The organism is Tsukamurella asaccharolytica (assembly GCF_007858435.1).
GTDB lineage: Bacteria > Actinomycetota > Actinomycetes > Mycobacteriales > Mycobacteriaceae > Tsukamurella > Tsukamurella asaccharolytica.
The window spans coordinates 160,824-177,345 of sequence record NZ_VIGW01000005.1; the positions used below are offsets into that span (position 1 = coordinate 160,824).

A 16,522-nucleotide genomic window follows, 5' to 3' on the forward strand; every position below is an offset into this window, starting at 1 on the left:
GTCTGGGGCTATGCGAAGGATTCTCGCGCTGTGCGCGATCGCGCTGCTCACGGTCTTCGGGCTCGTGGCGTGCGGCAAATCGACCGCCGAGCCGTCCGCGACGGCGAAGGCCTCCGCGACGTCCGCGCCCGGTACCCCGGGTTCCGGGCGCGCCTCGGCACCGTCGGACACCGCCGCCCCGGAGCGTGTCCTCGCGACGCTCGCCCGGATCGACGCCGGCACCTGGCCCCCGAAGGACGGCTCGGGCACGCAGGGCGGCCGCAACTTCGGGAACTTCGAGGGGCGCCTGCCGCAGACCGACAAACAGGGCAAGCGCGCGAAGTACACCGAGTGGGACGTCAACGTGAAGAAGTCCGGCCGCGGCCGGGACGCCGAGCGCATCATCACCGGGGCCGACGGCGGTGCCTGGTACACCCTGGACCACTACGAGACCTTCACGAGGATCCGATGAGCACCCTCCCGCAGTTCCTCACCTCCGGCGCCGGCGCCGCGCTGACCGGTACCGATCTGGACGCGCTCAAGCGCCGCGAGCGCCCGCGGGTCCTCGTCGCCCGCGGTAGCCGCATGCGCACCAAGTCCGCGCTGCTCGACGAGGTCTCTGCCGCGCTGCAGTTCCCGCTCGACTTCGGCGCCAACTGGGACGCGCTGGCGGACAGCCTGGGCGACCTCGAGTGGCTCGGCGGCCCCGCGCTCGTGGTGCTCGGCATCGCGCAGGCCGAGCAGGTGCTCGCCGACGAGGCCGGTTCCCTCGCGACCTTCGTCGCCGTGCTCGCCGACCGGGAGGTGCAGGTGCTGCTGTCGGTGTCCGACGACGCCGAGGTGCCCGGGGTGCGCTCCGCGTGGGCCGCCGCCGGCCTGACCGTGGAGGCACTAGCGTGATCATCACGTCGATCAACGTCAACGGCATCCGCGCGGCGGTGAAGCAGCGATCCGAGGAGAACCTCGGCATGCTGCCGTGGCTGCGGGGGACGAAGGCGGAGGTGGTGCTGCTCCAAGAGGTCCGCGCCACCCACAAGCAGACGCTCGCGGCGCTCGCGCCCGCCCTCGAGGAGGGGTGGCACCTCGCGGCGGCGGAGTCCTCGATCGCGGGCCGCAACGGGGTCGCGGTGCTGTCGCGGCGCCCGGCGGACGCGGTGCGCGTGGGCTTCGGCAGCGAGGAGTTCGACGACACCGGCCGGTACCTCGAGGCCGATTTCGACGGGCTCACCGTCGGCTCGCTGTACCTCCCGTCGGGCGACGTGGGAACCGAGCGGCAGGACGAGAAGGACCGCTTCCGCGCCGCGTTCGGCGCGCACCTGGCGAAGCTGGGCAGGAGGCGTCGCGAGGTCCTGGTGTGCGGCGACTGGAACATCGGTCACACCGAGCTGGACATCAAGAACTGGAAGGGCAACGTCAAGAACTCGGGTTTCCTGCCCGAGGAGCGGGCCTGGATGAGCGAGTACATCGGGGAGGGCCGCGCGTTCAAGGACGTGGTGCGCGAGCTGCACCCGGGTGTCCCCGGGCCCTACGCCTGGTGGTCGTGGCGCGGCAAGGCCTTCGACAACGACTCCGGCTGGCGGATCGACCTGCAGATCGCCAACAACGCGCTGGCCAAGCGGGCGGTGTCCGCGCACGTCGAGCGGCCGGCGGCGTACAACCTGCGCTGGTCGGATCACGCGCCGGTCACCGTCGAGTACCAGGACTGACCGACCGGCCGGTTGCGCGAGGCCGGGGCCCGCACCGGAAGGCGGATCGATCCGAGCGCCATTCCAAGCCGGAATACGCGTATCCGGCTGCGCGAGCCCGCGCCTCCGCCATGCCGAAGGCTCTGCTCAGCAGCGGGCCGAGGGACTCACCGCGGCGGTGCATCGCTCGCTGATACCAGGCATCGAGCTCAGGGAACTCGCCACGGAGTGCGGCGAGGGGTTCGGCGATCGCGGCGTAGCCGGTGCGTCGGCCCCACGACCGATCGAGGATCCGCAGGTCCACGAAGAAGTCGGTCAACGTGATCGGATGCGGCGAGACCGCGCCCGGGTTCAGCGGGTCGGGGATGCCGCGGGACTCGAAGAACTCGGCCGGCGGCCAGTCGAAGTGGTCGTCGTCGGGGTCGATCGCGCTGACGGCGGCGACGACCGGATCGTCGACCTCCGTCGGCCAACACGGGCCGACCCGCTCGCGTGGGGCGAGGACCCACCGGACCGAATGAGCCGCCCCGGGCAACCACCACGCGGTCCAGTACGCCGCGGCGGCGACCGTGGGAAAGTGCCGGCGGAGGGTTCGCGAACTGATGTCGCCCGTCGCTTCCGCCAGGTCGGTGAACGAGATGTTCGCGGTGCGGCGCGCTGCCATGAGGCGCAGGCAGGCCTCGGAGGCTCGGCGGTTGAAGGCCCTCTGCCGCGCCGGCATCACCGGCCCCGCCCAGTACCGATCGCGCCGGTCCTCCGCGTCGTACTGCGCCCGCCCAGGCGTCCTCGAATCCCCATCCATGCCGTCCCCCGATCGACCTGTTGAGTGCGCGCCAGACTACCGCTGCGGCGCCCCCATCCATGCTCGGTTTCGGGAGTCCGAAGCGAGGAGGGAACGGAACGGGCGCTATGACATCGTGACCGCCAGTGACAGATCCGATACGAGTGGAGTGGGCCAGACGCCGCGCCGGGCACGAGTCTCGCTCGGAGGCGACGGGCTCACGCAGTCCTCAGGCGTCCGGTTTGTCACTGGCGGTCACGATGTCATAGCAGCCGATCGCAGTGGGCGCGTCCGCCCGCCCGCCGAAGTCGGGGCCCGGCACCGTCGGATCGAATACCGGGGAGACCCGCAGGGCGGCGATCGATAGACTCGTCCCCCGTGACGGAAACCGCCCCCACCCCCGCGAAGCGGCAGCGTGCGCTGTCGGGCATCCAGCCGACCTCGGACTCGTTCCACCTCGGCAACTACCTGGGCGCGGTGCGGCAGTGGGTGCAGTTGCAGGACGAATTCGAGACCTTCTACTTCATCCCGAACATGCACGGGATCACGACGCCGCACGACCCCAAGGCGCTACGCGAGCGCACCGTCTTCGCCGCGGCGCAGCTGCTGGCGCTCGGGGTGGACCCGGCCCGCTCGACGGTGTTCGTGCAGTCGCAGATCCCCGAGCACGCCGAACTGACCTGGGTGCTCAGCTGCATCACCGGCTTCGGCGAGGCGGGGCGGATGACCCAGTTCAAGGACAAGTCGGCGAAGAACGGCACCGAGAGCTCGTCGGTGGGCTTGTTCACGTATCCGATCCTCATGGCCGCCGACATCCTGCTCTACCGTCCGCAGCTCGTGCCCGTGGGTGAGGACCAGCGGCAGCACCTGGAACTCACCAGGAATCTGGCGCAGCGCTTCAACACGCGGTTCAAGAAGACCTTCGTGGTCCCCGAGGCGTACATCGTCTCCGACACCGCCAAGATCTACGACCTGCAGAATCCCACCGCCAAGATGAGCAAGTCCGCGGAGTCCGATGCGGGGCTGATCAGCATCCTCGACGATCCCGCGACGATCGCGAAACGGGTCAAGTCGGCAGTCACCGACACCGAGCGGGAGATCCGCTTCGACCGCGAGAACAAGCCCGGCGTCTCCAACCTGCTCACCATCGAGTCGGCGCTCACCGGAACCCCGATACCGGACCTGGAGCTCGCCTACGAGGGCAAGGGTTACGGTGATCTGAAGGCTCAGGTCGCCGACGTGCTCGTCGACTTCGCGACACCCCTGCGGGGCCGAGTACAGAAGTACCTCGACGATCGCGCCGAGTTGGACAAGGTCCTCACCGCCGGCCGCGATCGGGCGCGGGAGATCGCAGCTCGTACCCTCGCCGACGTCTACGAGCGAGTAGGGTTCCTGGCGCCCTAGCCGATTGTGCAGTTGCAGGAGGACGTTCCCCCATGCTTCAGAGGTACCGCGACAAATGGCCCTGGTTCGACCACATCGTGTCCGCGGCGCTGCGGTACCAGGACAAGAAGGGCGACTACTTCGGTGCCGGGATCACGTACTTCAGCGTCTTCGCCCTGTTCCCGCTGATGATGGTCGCCTTCGCCATCGGCGGCTACGTCCTCATCAACGACGCCGACCTGCTCGCGGAGATCAAGGACCAGATCAACTCCGTGATCAGTGACGATAGCCTGCGCAAGTCGGTCAGCGACCTGGTCGATCAGGCCATCGCGTCCCGCGGCACCGTCGGCATCGTGGGTCTCGCCGGCGGCCTCTGGGCGGGACTCGGCTGGATGGCCAACGTCCGCGCCGGCCTGACCGAGATGTGGGACAGCGAGGTCCCGGAGCAGAACTTCGTCATGACCAAGGTCGCCGACCTCGGCGCGCTGGCGGGCCTGTTCGTCGCGATCGTCGCCTGCACCGCGCTGATGGCTGCGGGCAGCAGCCCACTCACCGGGAAGCTGCTCGACGCCGCCGGGTTGGGCCATGCGCCCGGCCTGCACTTCGTGATCACGTGCGCGACGCTGGTGGTCACGCTCCTGGCCATGTGGGTGCTGTGGACCTTCGTCATCGCTCGCCTGCCCCGCGTGCAGTTCCCGTGGCGCAACGCGGCCCGCGCGGGCCTGATGACCGCGATCGCGTTCATGATCCTCGTCCAGCTCGCCACCGTCCTCCTCGGCGCGACGATGCGCAGTCCTGCGGGCGCCACCTTCGGCCCGATCCTCGGCATCATGCTGTTCATCTACTTCACGGCGCGGATCGTGCTGTTCGCGACCGCGTGGGCGGCCACGGATCCCCGCAACCAGCGCTACGTGATCCCGGCGGCCCCGGAACCCGTGGTGATCTCGCCCGTCGTCCGCTCCGAACCCGATGCGGGCCGCACCGCGCTCGCGGGCGCGGCCGGTCTCGTCGCGGGCCTCGGTCTCGGGTCGCTGTTGCGCCGCAAGCGCTGACGCTCAGGCGTCTTCCCGGGCGGTGGACCGCGGCAGGGTCCGTCCGCGGAAGAAGGCGGGCCGCGTCACGGCGCAGGCGATCATCAGCGGCACGCCGAGGACCAGCATGCCGATGCCGATCACGAAGACACCGCCGATGCCGCCGATCACTGTCTGCCCGTAGTCGGGAGCGACCATGTCGACCGCGCTCTGCACGAACGCCCAGATCATTGCGATCCCGCCGAGCACCGGGAAGACGAGTCGCAGCACCAGGTTCCGCGCCGACCGGCGCAGGGTCCGCCGGAAGTACCACGCGCAGGCGAAGGCGGTGATCGCGTAGTAGAAGGCGACGGCCAGCCCCAGCGAACTGATCGAATCCTCGAGGGTGTTGCGGCTGACCAGCGCGAGTGTGAGGTAGAAGGCGAGGGCCGAGGCGCCCATCACGACGGTGCCGAACGACGGCGTGAGGTACTTCGGCTGCACCCGCGCGAAGCGCTCCGGCACGGCCTTGTAGATCGCCATGGCGAGCGTGCCGCGCGCGGTGGGCAGCACCGTCGACTGCGTCGACGACAGGGCCGACAGCGCCACCGTGAGCACCAGCAGGCCCGCGAGGACCGCGCCCCCGACGGGGCGCCCCAGCACCGTGAGCACGTCGTCGTGGTTATCGGTGTTCCCCAGCCCGAGACCCGTGTCGCCGAACCCCGAATACGCCTGCACCGCAATGGCGACCAGCACGTAGGTACCCAGGAGAACGACCGTCGCGAGCACCGCTGCCCGGCCGGGCGTCGACGACGAGTCCTTGGTCTCCTCGCCGACCGCGAGACAGGCGTCCCATCCCCAGTACAGGAAGATGCACAGGATCACCGCCGCCGCGACCTGCGAGGCGCTCAGGCCGGTGGGGTCCAGCCAGTCCCAGCTCGGCCGCACGGCCTGCGGCCCGGCGGTGCCGCGGTACACCGCCCACAGCGCGGCCACTGCGGCGACACCGAGGACGGCGAACTGGATCGACATGAGCACGTTCTGCATGCGCTCCGAGACGACGATCCCGCGGTACGACACCCAGGTCATCGCGACGATGAGCAGGCACCCGAAACCGACCACGGTCGCGCGGTCGTCGGCGAGCGAGTTCAGTCCGGCGAAGCGCAGCAGGTAGCTCGCCGAGATCTCCGCGACGTTCGCGAGACAGATGATCGCCGAGACCGCGAGGCCCCACCCGCCCATCCAGCCGATCCACGGCCCGAACGCCCTACTGCCCCAGGTGAAGGTGGTCCCGGCGTCGGGGGTGTCCGCGGCCAGCTCCTTGTACGCGACGGCCACCATGAGCATGGGCAGGAAGGCCACCACGAACATCGCCGGGGCCTTGCCCTGGACGTGGCCGACCACGCCGCCCAGCGTGGCCGCGAGGCTGTACGCCGGCGCGGTCGACGACAGGCCGATCGCCATGTTGCTCAGCAGGCCCAGCGAATTCGACCGGAGCCCCTTGTCCGGGACCGAGGCGGCGCCGGCGGGCGCGGCGACCACCTCAGCGGCCCCGGCTCGTGCGCATGGCGGCGCCGACGAGGACTGCGATGAGGCCGAGGCCGCCGAGGGCGATCAGCAGCCGGGTGCCGTCGCCCATCCCCGACGGTCCGCTCGCGGCCACCGCGTCCTGGGGAGCGCGCTCGGGCCGGTCGGTCGAGCCCTCCGGCGCGACGAGGGTCCCGACGGACTTCCCGCGCAGCGCGACGCCGTAGTCGAGGAGCCGCCGGTACTGGTCCCAGTAGGTGTTCCCGGTCTGCGAGAGCCCGAACATCTGCACGATCACGTACCGGTGGCCGTCCCGGTCGACCGCGCCGACGAAGGTCCGCTTCGCGTCGTCGGTGTAGCCGTTCTTGCCGGCGACCGCGCCCGGGAAGTCGGTGAGCAGCCGGTTCTCGTTGACGATCGGGTACGGCGCCACGGAGGTGGGGGCGGGCGGCGGGCTCTGCCCGGGTGGGGGCGGGGTCGACGGTGCGGTGGTCGGCACCGGCGGGTGGCCGGGGAAGACGACCCGGGGTGTCGCCGCGATGCGCACGAACCGGTCGTCGCGCAGGGCGGCGCGCAGGATGAGCGCCATGTCGTACGGGCTCGAGCTCATGCCGGGGCCGTCGAGGCCGGACGGTGATGCGGTCCGCGTATCGCGCGCCCCGAGCGACGCCGCCAGCGCGTTCATCTTCGTCACTGTGGCGTCGACCCCGCCGAGCTGCCGGGCGAGCGCGTGCGCGGCGTCGTTGCCGGAGGCGAGGAGGAGCCCCTCGAGCAGCTGCTCGACGGTGTACCGGCCCCCGACGTTCACGCCCGCGCCGTTGCCCTCCTGTGCCGCGTCCTCCGCAGTGCCCTCGACCACCGTCGTGAGGTCGAGATCGCGCAGCGCGACCTGCGCGAGCAGCACCTTGATGGTGCTCGCGGGCCGGTACCGCCCGTGCGGGTCCTTCGCCGCGATGACGGTGCCGTCGGTGACGTCCGCGATGAGCCAGCCGGCCGAGTCGATACCGGGCGGGACGGGCGGCGCACCGTCGGGAACGACGACACCGCACCCTCCCAGCTTCGCGCCCCCGACGGGCGGGTCCGGCACCGGGAGCGGTGTGGGGCTCGGCTGCCCGGGTTTCGGAACCTCGGACTCGTCGACGGCGGGCGGAGGAACCTGCTTGTGCGGGCAGGCGTCGGTCACCAGGGTCTTCGCCGCCGGGACAGGGGTCGGCGACGGTGCGGGAGCGGGCGTCGCGCCGACCGGAGCGGCGGCGAGCGCGCCGAGAAGGCCGACGACGGTTGCGGTTCTCAGGGCGCGCGCGATCATCGCGGCTCATCGTAGTCCGCTACGGTGGCGGCATGACGGAGCGTTGTTCGAGTTTCACGGACGAGCCGCTCCCCGGCACCGCGACGACGGAGACGGGCTGGCTGTGCATCGAGAACGAATCCGGCTGGGGCCGCGATCCGTTCTCCGGCGGAACCTTCGCTCCCGAGGTGGGGGCGGCCATCGAACGGTTCGCCGACGAACACGCTCTGCGCGTGCTGCTGATCCACCGGCCCGGCCGTGCGGGCGTGCGCGGGCCGATCCGGGTGTTCGTCGCGAACTCGGTGCCGGGGGAGACCCTGTTGCGGAGGTTCACCGTCGCCGACTACGCGGAGATCCCGGGGCTGCCCCTCGACGACCCCGCCGCGGGTGAGCCTGCGGGGCCCATCGCCCTGGTGTGCACCAACGGCAAGCGCGACGTCTGCTGTGCCGTGCTGGGGCGGCCCGTCGCGGCGGCGCTCGCGGACCGTTATGCCGACCCGGTCGTGTGGGAGTGCTCGCACACCGGCGGGCACCGCTTCGCGCCCGTGCTCATCGTGCTGCCCGCCGGCCACACCTACGGGCGGGTGACCGAGGCGCAGGCCGAGGATGCCCTCGACGCCGCGCGCGCCGGCGTCGTCGCGACCGCCGGGCTCCGTGGTCGGTCGTCGATCCCGCCCGCCGAGCAGGCCGCCGAGGTCGCGGTCCGCGAGCTCCTCGGTCCCGTGGGTCCCGACGTCCTGCGCACCGCGTCCGACGATGCCGGCTCCGTCACGGTGCGGCACGAGGACGGTCGCGCGTGGACGATGACCGTGACCAGTGAGGATCTGCCGCCGCGGATGATGTCGTGCGGGAAGAAGCCCTCGTCGGCACGGGCCTGGCGGATCTCCGGTCTCATAACGGACGGAAACTGACACCAATACCCGCGAGAGTGGTGGGTATGACTGAGAAGACACCGGAACCGGGCTCCTACGACGACCCGGAGATGCCCTGGAACACGCTGACCGAGGAGACCATCGGCGACTGGAACCGGGACGTGATCGCCGAGTTCCGGGCGAACGGCGGGAAGGTCGGTGGCGCCTACGAGGGGAGCACGATGATCCTGCTCACGACGACCGGCGCGCGCTCAGGGCGGCTGCACACGGTGCCGCTGGGCGTGCTCCGCCGCGGCGAGCAGCTGTACGTCAGCTCGTTCATCGAGAAGGGGTACCCCGCGTGGTGGCACAACGCGCGGAAGACGCCGGCGGTCACCGTCGAGATCGGCGCGCGTTCCGTGCCCGCGACGGCCCGCGTGCTCGAGGGTGAGGAGTACGCCGAGTTCGCCGCGTGGGCGCTCGCGGACAACCCCGACCTCGCCGCCTTTCAGGCGACCATCGACCGCCCGATCCCGCTGGTGACCCTCACCCTGCCCTGATCCCCTGCCCTGATGTGAGGGGTGTCACGGACGGGTTCCTCCCGGTTCGGGCGTATTCCTCCGATCAGAATATTCCATCTGGAGTATTTGCGGGGTAGCGTGACCGCCGGGCGCGAACGATCGGAGGTGGGCATGGCCGGGGAACGGACACTGACCCCGCTGGCGATCGCGGCGCTGGCCCTGCTCACCGAGCGGGACATGCACCCCTACGAGATGTTCACGACGATGACCGAGCGCCGCGAGGACCTCATCGTCAAGCTTCGCGCCGGCTCGCTGTACCACACGGTCAAGCGGCTGGCCGATGACGGACTGGTCGCCGAGCGGGGCACCGACCGCGACGGGAACCGCCCCGAGCGCACCACCTACGCGATCACGGCGACGGGCCGGGAACGGCTGCAGGACACTGTCGCGGACCTGCTCGCCGAGCCCGCCGAGGAGTACCCGAGCTTCCCGCTCGCCGTCTCCGAGGCGCACAACCTGGACCGCGACCGGGTCCGCGAGCTGTTCGCCGCCCGGCTCCGGCGCCTCGACGCCGACGTGGCGGCGATGCGCGCGGGGCACGCCCGTGCGCTCGGGCACACCGCCGAGGTGCACCTGCTCGACCTGGACTACCTGATCGCCATGCGCACCGCCGAGGCCGACTGGCTGCGGCGCACCGTCGAACGAATCGACGACGAGACCCTGGAATGGAAGGCGACCTGTCATGACGAATGACGCCACCACGGCCAAGCAGTACGACCCCGGCGCGCTGCCCGGCCTGCCGTCCGGATACCGGCCCTGGCCCGCGCTGTGGGCGCTGGTCGTGGGCTTCTTCATGATCCTCGTGGACTCGACGATCGTCTCCGTCGCGACGGACGCGATCTGGATCGACCTCACGAACGGCACCGATCTCAACGGCGTGATCTGGGTGACCAGCGGCTACCTGCTGGCGTATGTCGTGCCGCTGTTGGTCGCCGGGCGTCTGGGCGACATGTACGGGCCCAAGCGGCTGTACCTTGCGGGCCTCGTGATCTTCACGCTCGCATCCGCGTGGTGCGGACTCTCCGGCTCGATCGGGATGCTCATCGCCGCCCGCGTGCTGCAGGGCCTGGGCGCCGCCCTCATGACCCCGCAGACGATGGCCGTCATCACCCGCACCTTTCCGCAGAACAAGCGGGGCACCGCGATGGCCCTGTGGGGCTCCGTCGCCGGCGTCGCGATCCTCGTCGGGCCGCTGGCCGGCGGTGTGCTGGTGGACCGACTCGGCTGGGAGTGGATCTTCTTCGTCAACGTCCCGGTGGGCATCGCCGCGTTCATCGCCGCCGTGATCCTGGTGCCGAACCTGCCCACGCACAAGCACAAGCTCGACATCCCCGGCATCGTGCTCAGCGCGCTCGGACTGTTCCTGCTGGTCTTCGGTCTGCAGGAGGGGCAGCAGGAGAACTGGTCCGCGGCGATCTGGGCGATGATCGGCGGCGGCATCGCGCTGCTGGTCGTCTTCGTGTGGTGGCAGTCCAAGGCGCCCGAACCGCTCATGTCGCTGACGCTGTTCAAGGACCGGAATTTCTCGCTCGCCACGGCGGCGATCGCCTGCATGGGCTTCTCCGTGACCGGCATGTCGATCCCGCTCATGCTCTTCGCGCAGAAGTCCATGGGGCTCACGCCCACCCGGTCGGCGCTGCTGCTGATCCCGCTCGCAGTGCTCTCCGGGGTCCTGGCCGCGCCGTCGGGCAAGCTCGCCGACAGGGTGCATCCCAAGTACCTCACCGGGTTCGGCTTCGCGGCGAACGCGGCGGCGTTGTTCTGGCTGGCCTTCGTCGCGCACGACACCACCCCGGTGATCGGGATCCTCGCCCCGATCGCGCTCATGGGCGTGGGCAACGCCTTCATCTGGGGTCCGCTCGCCGCGACCGCGAACCGGAACCTGCCGCTGACGCTCGCCGGCGCGGGCTCGGGCGTCTACAACATGACCCGGCAGGTGGGCGCGGTGCTCGGCAGTGCCGCGGTCGGCGTGCTCATGCAGCACGAGATCGAGGCCAAGATCGCCGCCGCGACCGGGCACGCGCAGAGCGGCGGCGCGATGGCGACCGGAGCGCTGCCGCAGTTCCTGCGCGGGCCCTTCGCCGATGCCATGGGCGCGACGATCCTGCTGCCCGCGGCGGCGCTCGTCGTCGCCTTCGTGGTGGTGCAGTTCTTCGCGACGCCCACGCATCAGAAGGCTCCCGCGGCCGTCGACGCCTGACGGCCCGCACCGGTCTCAGTGGCACCGTCCACGGGAGCGCGGTCAGCGGGCGCGCCGGATGTCGATGTCGCCGAACTTGGCCCGGGCGCGGACGGCGACGTGGTCGCCGGTGAGGGAGTCGGGGACGTGCTCGTCGAGGTGGTTGCGGACGCGGCCCTCCTTGGAGGACAGGTCGAGCCAGGCCGGAACGCCCTCCGCCACACCGACGGTGAGCTTGCCGTAACTGCTCTCGAGGTCGATGACGCCGCCCGAGACCTCGTTCAGCGTGATGGCGCCGTACGCGGTCTTGGCGCCGACCGACGAGTTCGCGCGGTCGATGTCGAGATCGCCGTAGGACAGGTTCGCCTCGACGCCGCCGCCCGTCTCGCCGATGCGGATGCTGCCGTGGGAGGCCTTGAGCACGGCATCGCCGGCGATCGAGTCGATGCGGATCCGGCCGTGGTCGGCGGTGATCTCGGCCGCGCCGTCCACGGTGCCGGCGGTGGCGTTCCCGTGGCCGGCGCGCAGCCACAGGTCGCCGGTCGATTCCAGCTCGACGGTGCCGGTGGTCGCCTTGATCCGCGTGGCGGCGAGGCGGCCCTCGGTGCGGACGCTGCCGACGGCGCTCTCCGCGGTGAACCGGGAGCCCGCGGGCAGCTCGACGGTCACGTCGACGGATTCGGTCGCGCCGAGGAAGCTGAGGAGGCCGAGCGTGGGCTTGGGGCCGACGACGGTGAGCCGGCCACCGTCGAACTCGACGCGGGTGGCGTCCGCGCCGCGCCGGTCCGCCGCCTTGTTCGGGGAGCTCGGGGTCACGGTCACCACGGTGTCCGTGCGGTCGGTCGCGATCACGTCGATGTCGCCGGCCTGCAGGTTGATGGCGAGGTCGATGGGCTCGGGGGTGGGGAAGACGGGCATGGTGGGACCTTTCGAAGGGTGCGCTCGGCCGACCCCGCGGGTGCGGGGTTCTCGTCGGGCTGTGCGGTTGTGGGGTGTTCAGGGGAGGCGGATCAGCGGGCCCAGCCGGCGAAGTCGTCACCGGTGCGGAGTGCCCGCTGCGCGCTTCGTCGCTTGCGGGGGGCGAGTGCGGCGGCGACGGCCCGCACGAGCCAGGTGTTCACGGAGACGCCCTCCGCGGCCGCGGCCTCGTCGACCTGCGACTTGAGCGCGTCGGGCAGGCGGAGCGTGGTGCGCGAGGTGCTGGTGTCGTCGAAGTCGACGCCGGGGCCGGACGAGGTCTCCTCCTCCGCCTCCGCGCGCGGCGCGGCGACGACGAACTCGACGTCGCGGCCGCGCAGTCGCAGGTCCACGGAGCCGGGCACCAGGTCGCGCGTGATCTCGCCGGCGGCCGCGGACAACGCGTCGAGCAGGACCAGCCGGGTGGCGGCGTCGAGGCCGGAGGCGAGGCGTTCCGCGGAGGCCCGGGCGTCGTCGACGCCGTTGTCCCCGGCGTCGGTGAAGTCGCGCTCGGCGGCGGCGATGAGCTGGCGCTGGAGGTCGCTGACGAAGGGCGTGATGTCCATGGCGTCAATAATGACACCATAGTGGTGTCATGGTCAATACCGTGACTCGAGATCGAGGAATAATGCGAGGTGAGAAGTGGTGTCAGGATGCAGAACCGCCCCGGACCTCGGTGAGGTCCGGGGCGGCTCCGGGCTGCAGTAAAGCTTTAGCGGCTGAACAGGAGGGCGCGCTTGACCTCCTGGATCGCCTGCGTCACCTGGATGCCACGGGGGCACGCATCGGTGCAGTTGAAGGTGGTGCGGCAGCGCCACACCCCGTCGACGCCGTTGAGGATCTCGAGGCGCTCGGCGGCACCCTCGTCGCGGCTGTCGAAGATGAAGCGGTGCGCGTTCACGATGGCCGCGGGTCCGAAGTACGAGCCGTCCATCCAGTACACGGGGCAGCTGGTGGTGCAGCAGGCGCAGAGGATGCACTTGGTGGTGTCGTCGAAGCGCTCGCGGTCCGTCGGGGACTGGATCCGCTCGCGGGTCGGCTCGTTGCCCGAGGTCATCAGGAAGGGCTTCACGGCGCGGAAGGCGTCGAAGAAGGGCTCCATGTCGACGACGAGGTCCTTCTCCACCGGCAGGCCGCGGATCGGCTCGACCGTGATGGTGATGTCCTTGTCGCCGTGCAGGAAGTCCTTCATCAGCATCTTGCAGGCGAGGCGGTTGACGCCGTTGATGCGCATGGCGTCGGAGCCGCACACGCCGTGGGCGCAGGAGCGGCGGAAGGTCAGCGTGCCGTCGAGGTAGCCCTTGATGTACAGGAGCAGGTTCAGGAACCGGTCCGAGGGGAGCGCGGGGACCCGGTAGCTCTGCCAGCCGGCCGCGTCGGGGTCCTCCGGGTTGAACCGGTAGACCTTGATCGTGACCATGGTGGAGCCGGGCGGGACGGGCGGCTGCACGGACGCGGGGGTATCAACTGCGGCGGTCATCAGTACTTACGCTCCATCGGCTCGTAGCGGGTCTGCACGACGGGCTTGGTGTCGAGACGGATCCCGGCCTCCAGGCCCTCGCCCTCCTTGTACGCCATGGTGTGCACCATGTAGTTCTCGTCGTCGCGGTTCGGGTAATCCTCGCGGGCGTGGCCGCCGCGGGTCTCCTTGCGGTTGAGGGCGCCGACGACGGTGACCTCGGCCAGTTCGAGCAGGAAGCCCAGCTCGATGGCCTCGAGCAGGTCGCTGTTGAAGCGCGTGCCCTTGTCGGTGACGGTGACGTGCTCGTACCGCTTCTTCAGGGCCCGGACGTCCTCGAGGGCCTGCGTCAGGGTCTTCTCGGTGCGGAAGACGGCGGCGTTGTTGTCCATCGTCTGCTGCAGCTCGGTGCGGATCGCCATGACGTTCTCGTTGCCGTGGTCGCTGAGCATCGCGGCGACCCAGTTCTCGACCATCTCGGCCGGGTTCTCGGGCAGCGGCACGAAGTCGTGCGACGCGGCGTACTCCGCGGCGGCGATGCCGGAGCGGCGGCCGAAGACGTTGATGTCGAGCAGCGAGTTGGTGCCGAGGCGGTTGGCGCCGTGCACCGAGACGCAGGCGCACTCGCCGGCGGCGTACAGGCCGGGGACCACGTGATCGTTGTCGCGCAGGACCTCACCGTGGATGTTGGTGGGGATGCCGCCCATCACGTAGTGGCAGGTGGGGTACACGGGCACCAGCTCGGTGACGGGATCGACGCCGAGGTAGGTGCGCGAGAACTCCATGATGTCCGGCAGCTTGGCCATCAGGGTCTCCTCCGGGATGTGCGTGACATCCAGGAGGACGTAGTCCTTGTTCGGGCCGGCGCCGCGGCCCTCGAGCACCTCGAGCACCATCGACCGGGCGACGATGTCGCGCGGCGCGAGGTCCTTGATCGTCGGGGCGTAGCGTTCCATGAACCGCTCGCCGTCGACGTTGCGGAGGATGCCGCCCTCGCCGCGGACGCCCTCGGTGATGAGGATGCCCAGGCCTGCGAGGCCCGTCGGATGGAACTGGTGGAACTCCATGTCCTCCAGCGGCAGTCCCTTGCGGAAGACGATGCCCATGCCGTCACCGGTGAGGGTGTGGGCGTTGGAGGTGGTCTTGTACATGCGGCCCGAGCCGCCGGTGGCGAAGATGATCGCCTTCGCATGGAAGACGTGGATCTCGCCGGTGGCCAGCTCGTACGCCACGGCACCGGTCGCGACGGGACCGTCCTCGGTCTCCGTCAGCGCGATGTCGAGCACGTAGAACTCGTTGAAGAACTCCACGTCGTGCTTGACGCAGTTCTGGTAGAGCGTCTGCAGGATCATGTGGCCGGTGCGGTCCGCGGCGTAACAGGCGCGGCGAACGGGGGCCTTGCCGTGGTCGCGGGTGTGGCCGCCGAAGCGGCGCTGGTCGATCTTGCCCTCGGGGGTGCGGTTGAAGGGCAGGCCCATCTTCTCCAGGTCGAGCACCGCGTCGATGGCCTCCTTGGCCATGATCTCCGCAGCGTCCTGGTCGACGATGTAGTCGCCGCCCTTGACCGTGTCGAAGGTGTGCCACTCCCAGTTGTCCTCCTCGACGTTGGCGAGGGAGGCGCACATGCCGCCCTGCGCCGCGCCGGTGTGGGAGCGAGTCGGGTAGAGCTTGGTGAGCACCGCGGTGCGGGCGCGCGGCCCGGCCTCGATCGCCGCGCGCATACCGGCGCCGCCGGCGCCGATGATCACCACGTCGTAACGATGTTCCTGCATGATGCGGGTGTGTCCTTCCTGGCCGTTACTGGGCGGTGGGCACGGAGGCCGGTTCGAACGAGAGGAGCGCGTACGAGCCGAGGCCGACCACGAGGATCATCGACAGCACGAGCAGGGTCTTGAGCCAGAACCGCGTGCGGTCCTTGCGGGCGTAATCGTCGATGATCACGCGCAGGCCGTTGCCGCCGTGCAACTGAGCGAGCCACAGCATCGTGATGTCCCAGATCTGCCAGAAGGGGCTGGCCCAGCGCTGCGCGACGAAGGCGGCGCTGATCCGGTGCACGCCCTGGCTGTCCAGGGCGAGCATGATGAAGACGTGCCCGAAGACCAGCACGAGCAGGGCGATGCCCGAGAAACGCATGAACAGCCAGGCGTACTTCTCGAAGTTGCCGGACGCCGGACGGTGCGGCGAGCGCGGGTTGTCGAGCGACGCGGGGCGGTCGTACTGCTTGAGCAGCGTCTTGGCGAGCTTGGGTTCGTTCGCGGTAGTCATGTCTCTTCGTCCCCCTAGGCGTGCGAAATCATGATGTAGAGGAGACGCGCGGCCATCCCGGCGCCGGTGATGAGGAAGACCACCCAGACCGCGATGGACATCGCCTTCTGGTACCGCACGCCCTTGCTCCAGAAGTCCACGAGGATGACGCGGACGCCGTTGAGTCCGTGGAACAGGATGGCCATGACGAGGCCGATCTCGAGGAGGCTGATGAGCGGCGTCTTGTACATCTTGATGATCTCGTCGTACGCCTCGGGATCGATGCGGATGACCGCGGTGTCGAGGACGTGGACGAACAGGAAGAAGAAGATGGTGACGCCGCTGATGCGGTGCAGCACCCAGTTCAACATGCCCGGATCGCCCTTGTAGAGGGAGACGCGGCGCGGCTCCTCGGCGGCCGCCACCTCGGTACTAGTGCTCATCGAGTCCTGCCTTCGACATCGTTTCTTGGATACGGCCGGACGTCGGTCGGCGGAGGGCCCTTGAGCCCTCGCGTCGGCGTCGATCGCGACGTATACCTGAACCCACGCCTTGACCTTAAACCCACCGGAATGTGGAATCGAAACCACGGTCCCGA

General features: G+C 70.0%; 18 protein-coding genes. 9 read left to right on the forward strand and 9 right to left on the reverse strand.

Annotated features, from left to right (window positions below; translation table 11 throughout):
• The first annotated feature begins 10 nt into the window (after positions 1 to 10).
• The 3 genes from FK529_RS11990 to FK529_RS12000 are packed head-to-tail and all read left to right on the forward strand — an operon-like array spanning position 11 to position 1,685.
• Positions 11 to 451: a guanyl-specific ribonuclease gene (locus tag FK529_RS11990; protein WP_146561383.1), complete on the forward strand. Its 441-nt coding sequence runs from the start codon at positions 11 to 13 to the stop codon at positions 449 to 451.
• Entirely contained in the window at positions 448 to 879 is a 432-nt protein-coding gene (locus FK529_RS11995; RefSeq protein ID WP_146561385.1) for a barstar family protein, read from the forward strand. The genes FK529_RS11990 and FK529_RS11995 overlap by 4 nt, the downstream gene beginning before the upstream one ends.
• Positions 876 to 1,685 carry an exodeoxyribonuclease III gene (locus FK529_RS12000; RefSeq protein ID WP_146561387.1) on the forward strand — a complete coding sequence of 270 codons (810 nt, stop codon included), beginning with the start codon at positions 876 to 878 and terminating at the stop codon, positions 1,683 to 1,685. Before FK529_RS11995 ends, FK529_RS12000 begins: the two co-directional genes overlap by 4 nt.
• On the opposite strand, the gene FK529_RS12005 is transcribed toward FK529_RS12000, so the two are convergent.
• Positions 1,663 to 2,466, reverse strand: coding sequence for a hypothetical protein (locus FK529_RS12005; protein ID WP_146561389.1), 804 nt, complete (start codon positions 2,464 to 2,466; stop codon positions 1,663 to 1,665). The genes FK529_RS12000 and FK529_RS12005 overlap by 23 nt on opposite strands.
• 357 nt (positions 2,467 to 2,823) lie before the next feature.
• Between FK529_RS12005 and trpS the strand changes: the two genes are divergently transcribed.
• Both trpS and FK529_RS12015 read left to right on the forward strand, forming a co-directional pair.
• The gene (gene trpS / locus FK529_RS12010; RefSeq protein ID WP_146561390.1) at positions 2,824 to 3,849 is read left to right on the forward strand and encodes a tryptophan--tRNA ligase; all 1,026 of its coding nucleotides are present in this window, start codon (positions 2,824 to 2,826) and stop codon (positions 3,847 to 3,849) included.
• A gap of 32 nt (positions 3,850 to 3,881) precedes the next feature.
• Complete coding sequence (locus FK529_RS12015) at positions 3,882 to 4,880, forward strand: YhjD/YihY/BrkB family envelope integrity protein (protein ID WP_146561392.1); 999 nt, start codon at positions 3,882 to 3,884, stop codon at positions 4,878 to 4,880.
• A gap of 3 nt (positions 4,881 to 4,883) precedes the next feature.
• On the opposite strand, the gene FK529_RS12020 is transcribed toward FK529_RS12015, so the two are convergent.
• Both FK529_RS12020 and FK529_RS12025 read right to left on the reverse strand, forming a co-directional pair.
• Positions 4,884 to 6,380, reverse strand: coding sequence for an APC family permease (locus FK529_RS12020; RefSeq protein WP_231703051.1), 1,497 nt, complete (start codon positions 6,378 to 6,380; stop codon positions 4,884 to 4,886).
• 1 nt (position 6,381) lies between these two features.
• Complete coding sequence (locus tag FK529_RS12025) at positions 6,382 to 7,674, reverse strand: D-alanyl-D-alanine carboxypeptidase family protein (RefSeq protein ID WP_146561394.1); 1,293 nt, start codon at positions 7,672 to 7,674, stop codon at positions 6,382 to 6,384.
• A 32-nt stretch (positions 7,675 to 7,706) separates the two neighbouring features.
• Here FK529_RS12025 and FK529_RS12030 point away from each other — a divergent pair, with 32 nt between their 5' ends.
• From FK529_RS12030 to FK529_RS12045, 4 genes are all read left to right on the forward strand, one after another.
• Positions 7,707 to 8,564 (forward strand): ferredoxin family protein, encoded by an 858-nt coding sequence (locus FK529_RS12030; protein ID WP_146561397.1) that lies wholly within the window; start codon positions 7,707 to 7,709, stop codon positions 8,562 to 8,564.
• Between the two features lie 26 nt (positions 8,565 to 8,590).
• Positions 8,591 to 9,064: a nitroreductase/quinone reductase family protein gene (locus tag FK529_RS12035; RefSeq protein WP_146561399.1), complete on the forward strand. Its 474-nt coding sequence runs from the start codon at positions 8,591 to 8,593 to the stop codon at positions 9,062 to 9,064.
• Between the two features lie 132 nt (positions 9,065 to 9,196).
• Positions 9,197 to 9,778, forward strand: a complete 582-nt coding sequence (locus FK529_RS12040; RefSeq protein ID WP_146561401.1) for a PadR family transcriptional regulator — start codon at positions 9,197 to 9,199, stop codon at positions 9,776 to 9,778.
• Positions 9,768 to 11,285, forward strand: a complete 1,518-nt coding sequence (locus FK529_RS12045) for an MFS transporter (RefSeq protein ID WP_146561404.1) — start codon at positions 9,768 to 9,770, stop codon at positions 11,283 to 11,285. The genes FK529_RS12040 and FK529_RS12045 overlap by 11 nt, the downstream gene beginning before the upstream one ends.
• Before the next feature lie 42 nt (positions 11,286 to 11,327).
• On the opposite strand, the gene FK529_RS12050 is transcribed toward FK529_RS12045, so the two are convergent.
• The 6 genes from FK529_RS12050 to sdhC all read right to left on the reverse strand — a co-directional run bounded on the left by FK529_RS12050 (position 11,328) and on the right by sdhC (position 16,367).
• Positions 11,328 to 12,182 (reverse strand): DUF4097 family beta strand repeat-containing protein, encoded by an 855-nt coding sequence (locus FK529_RS12050; RefSeq protein WP_146561406.1) that lies wholly within the window; start codon positions 12,180 to 12,182, stop codon positions 11,328 to 11,330.
• Between the two features lie 92 nt (positions 12,183 to 12,274).
• The gene (locus FK529_RS12055; protein ID WP_146561408.1) at positions 12,275 to 12,787 is read right to left on the reverse strand and encodes a toxin-antitoxin system HicB family antitoxin; all 513 of its coding nucleotides are present in this window, start codon (positions 12,785 to 12,787) and stop codon (positions 12,275 to 12,277) included.
• Between the two features lie 146 nt (positions 12,788 to 12,933).
• A complete protein-coding gene (locus tag FK529_RS12060) occupies positions 12,934 to 13,701 on the reverse strand; it encodes a succinate dehydrogenase iron-sulfur subunit (RefSeq protein WP_146561410.1) in 768 nt (255 codons plus the stop codon).
• Positions 13,701 to 15,452: a succinate dehydrogenase flavoprotein subunit gene (gene sdhA, locus FK529_RS12065; RefSeq protein ID WP_146561412.1), complete on the reverse strand. Its 1,752-nt coding sequence runs from the start codon at positions 15,450 to 15,452 to the stop codon at positions 13,701 to 13,703. Before sdhA ends, FK529_RS12060 begins: the two co-directional genes overlap by 1 nt.
• A 25-nt stretch (positions 15,453 to 15,477) precedes the next feature.
• A complete protein-coding gene (locus FK529_RS12070; RefSeq protein WP_068522412.1) occupies positions 15,478 to 15,945 on the reverse strand; it encodes a succinate dehydrogenase hydrophobic membrane anchor subunit in 468 nt (155 codons plus the stop codon).
• 14 nt (positions 15,946 to 15,959) lie between these two features.
• Positions 15,960 to 16,367, reverse strand: a complete 408-nt coding sequence (sdhC, locus tag FK529_RS12075; RefSeq protein WP_146561414.1) for a succinate dehydrogenase, cytochrome b556 subunit — start codon at positions 16,365 to 16,367, stop codon at positions 15,960 to 15,962.
• Positions 16,368 to 16,522: the final 155 nt, after the last annotated feature.

Bases quoted from the DNA above. Each gene is read 5' to 3' on its own strand.
- FK529_RS11990 (WP_146561383.1), top strand. From the start codon at position 11: ATGCGAAGGATTCTCGCGCTGTGCGCGATCGCGCTGCTCACGGTCTTC.
- FK529_RS11995 (WP_146561385.1), top strand. From the start codon at position 448: ATGAGCACCCTCCCGCAGTTCCTCACCTCCGGCGCCGGCGCCGCGCTG.
- FK529_RS12005 (WP_146561389.1), bottom strand. From the start codon at position 2,466: ATGGATGGGGATTCGAGGACGCCTGGGCGGGCGCAGTACGACGCGGAG.
- FK529_RS12015 (WP_146561392.1), top strand. From the start codon at position 3,882: ATGCTTCAGAGGTACCGCGACAAATGGCCCTGGTTCGACCACATCGTG.
- FK529_RS12025 (WP_146561394.1), bottom strand. From the start codon at position 7,674: ATGATCGCGCGCGCCCTGAGAACCGCAACCGTCGTCGGCCTTCTCGGC.
- FK529_RS12030 (WP_146561397.1), top strand. From the start codon at position 7,707: ATGACGGAGCGTTGTTCGAGTTTCACGGACGAGCCGCTCCCCGGCACC.
- FK529_RS12035 (WP_146561399.1), top strand. From the start codon at position 8,591: ATGACTGAGAAGACACCGGAACCGGGCTCCTACGACGACCCGGAGATG.
- FK529_RS12040 (WP_146561401.1), top strand. From the start codon at position 9,197: ATGGCCGGGGAACGGACACTGACCCCGCTGGCGATCGCGGCGCTGGCC.
- FK529_RS12045 (WP_146561404.1), top strand. From the start codon at position 9,768: ATGACGAATGACGCCACCACGGCCAAGCAGTACGACCCCGGCGCGCTG.
- FK529_RS12050 (WP_146561406.1), bottom strand. From the start codon at position 12,182: ATGCCCGTCTTCCCCACCCCCGAGCCCATCGACCTCGCCATCAACCTG.
- FK529_RS12055 (WP_146561408.1), bottom strand. From the start codon at position 12,787: ATGGACATCACGCCCTTCGTCAGCGACCTCCAGCGCCAGCTCATCGCC.
- FK529_RS12060 (WP_146561410.1), bottom strand. From the start codon at position 13,701: ATGACCGCCGCAGTTGATACCCCCGCGTCCGTGCAGCCGCCCGTCCCG.
- sdhA (WP_146561412.1), bottom strand. From the start codon at position 15,452: ATGCAGGAACATCGTTACGACGTGGTGATCATCGGCGCCGGCGGCGCC.
- FK529_RS12070 (WP_068522412.1), bottom strand. From the start codon at position 15,945: ATGACTACCGCGAACGAACCCAAGCTCGCCAAGACGCTGCTCAAGCAG.
- sdhC (WP_146561414.1), bottom strand. From the start codon at position 16,367: ATGAGCACTAGTACCGAGGTGGCGGCCGCCGAGGAGCCGCGCCGCGTC.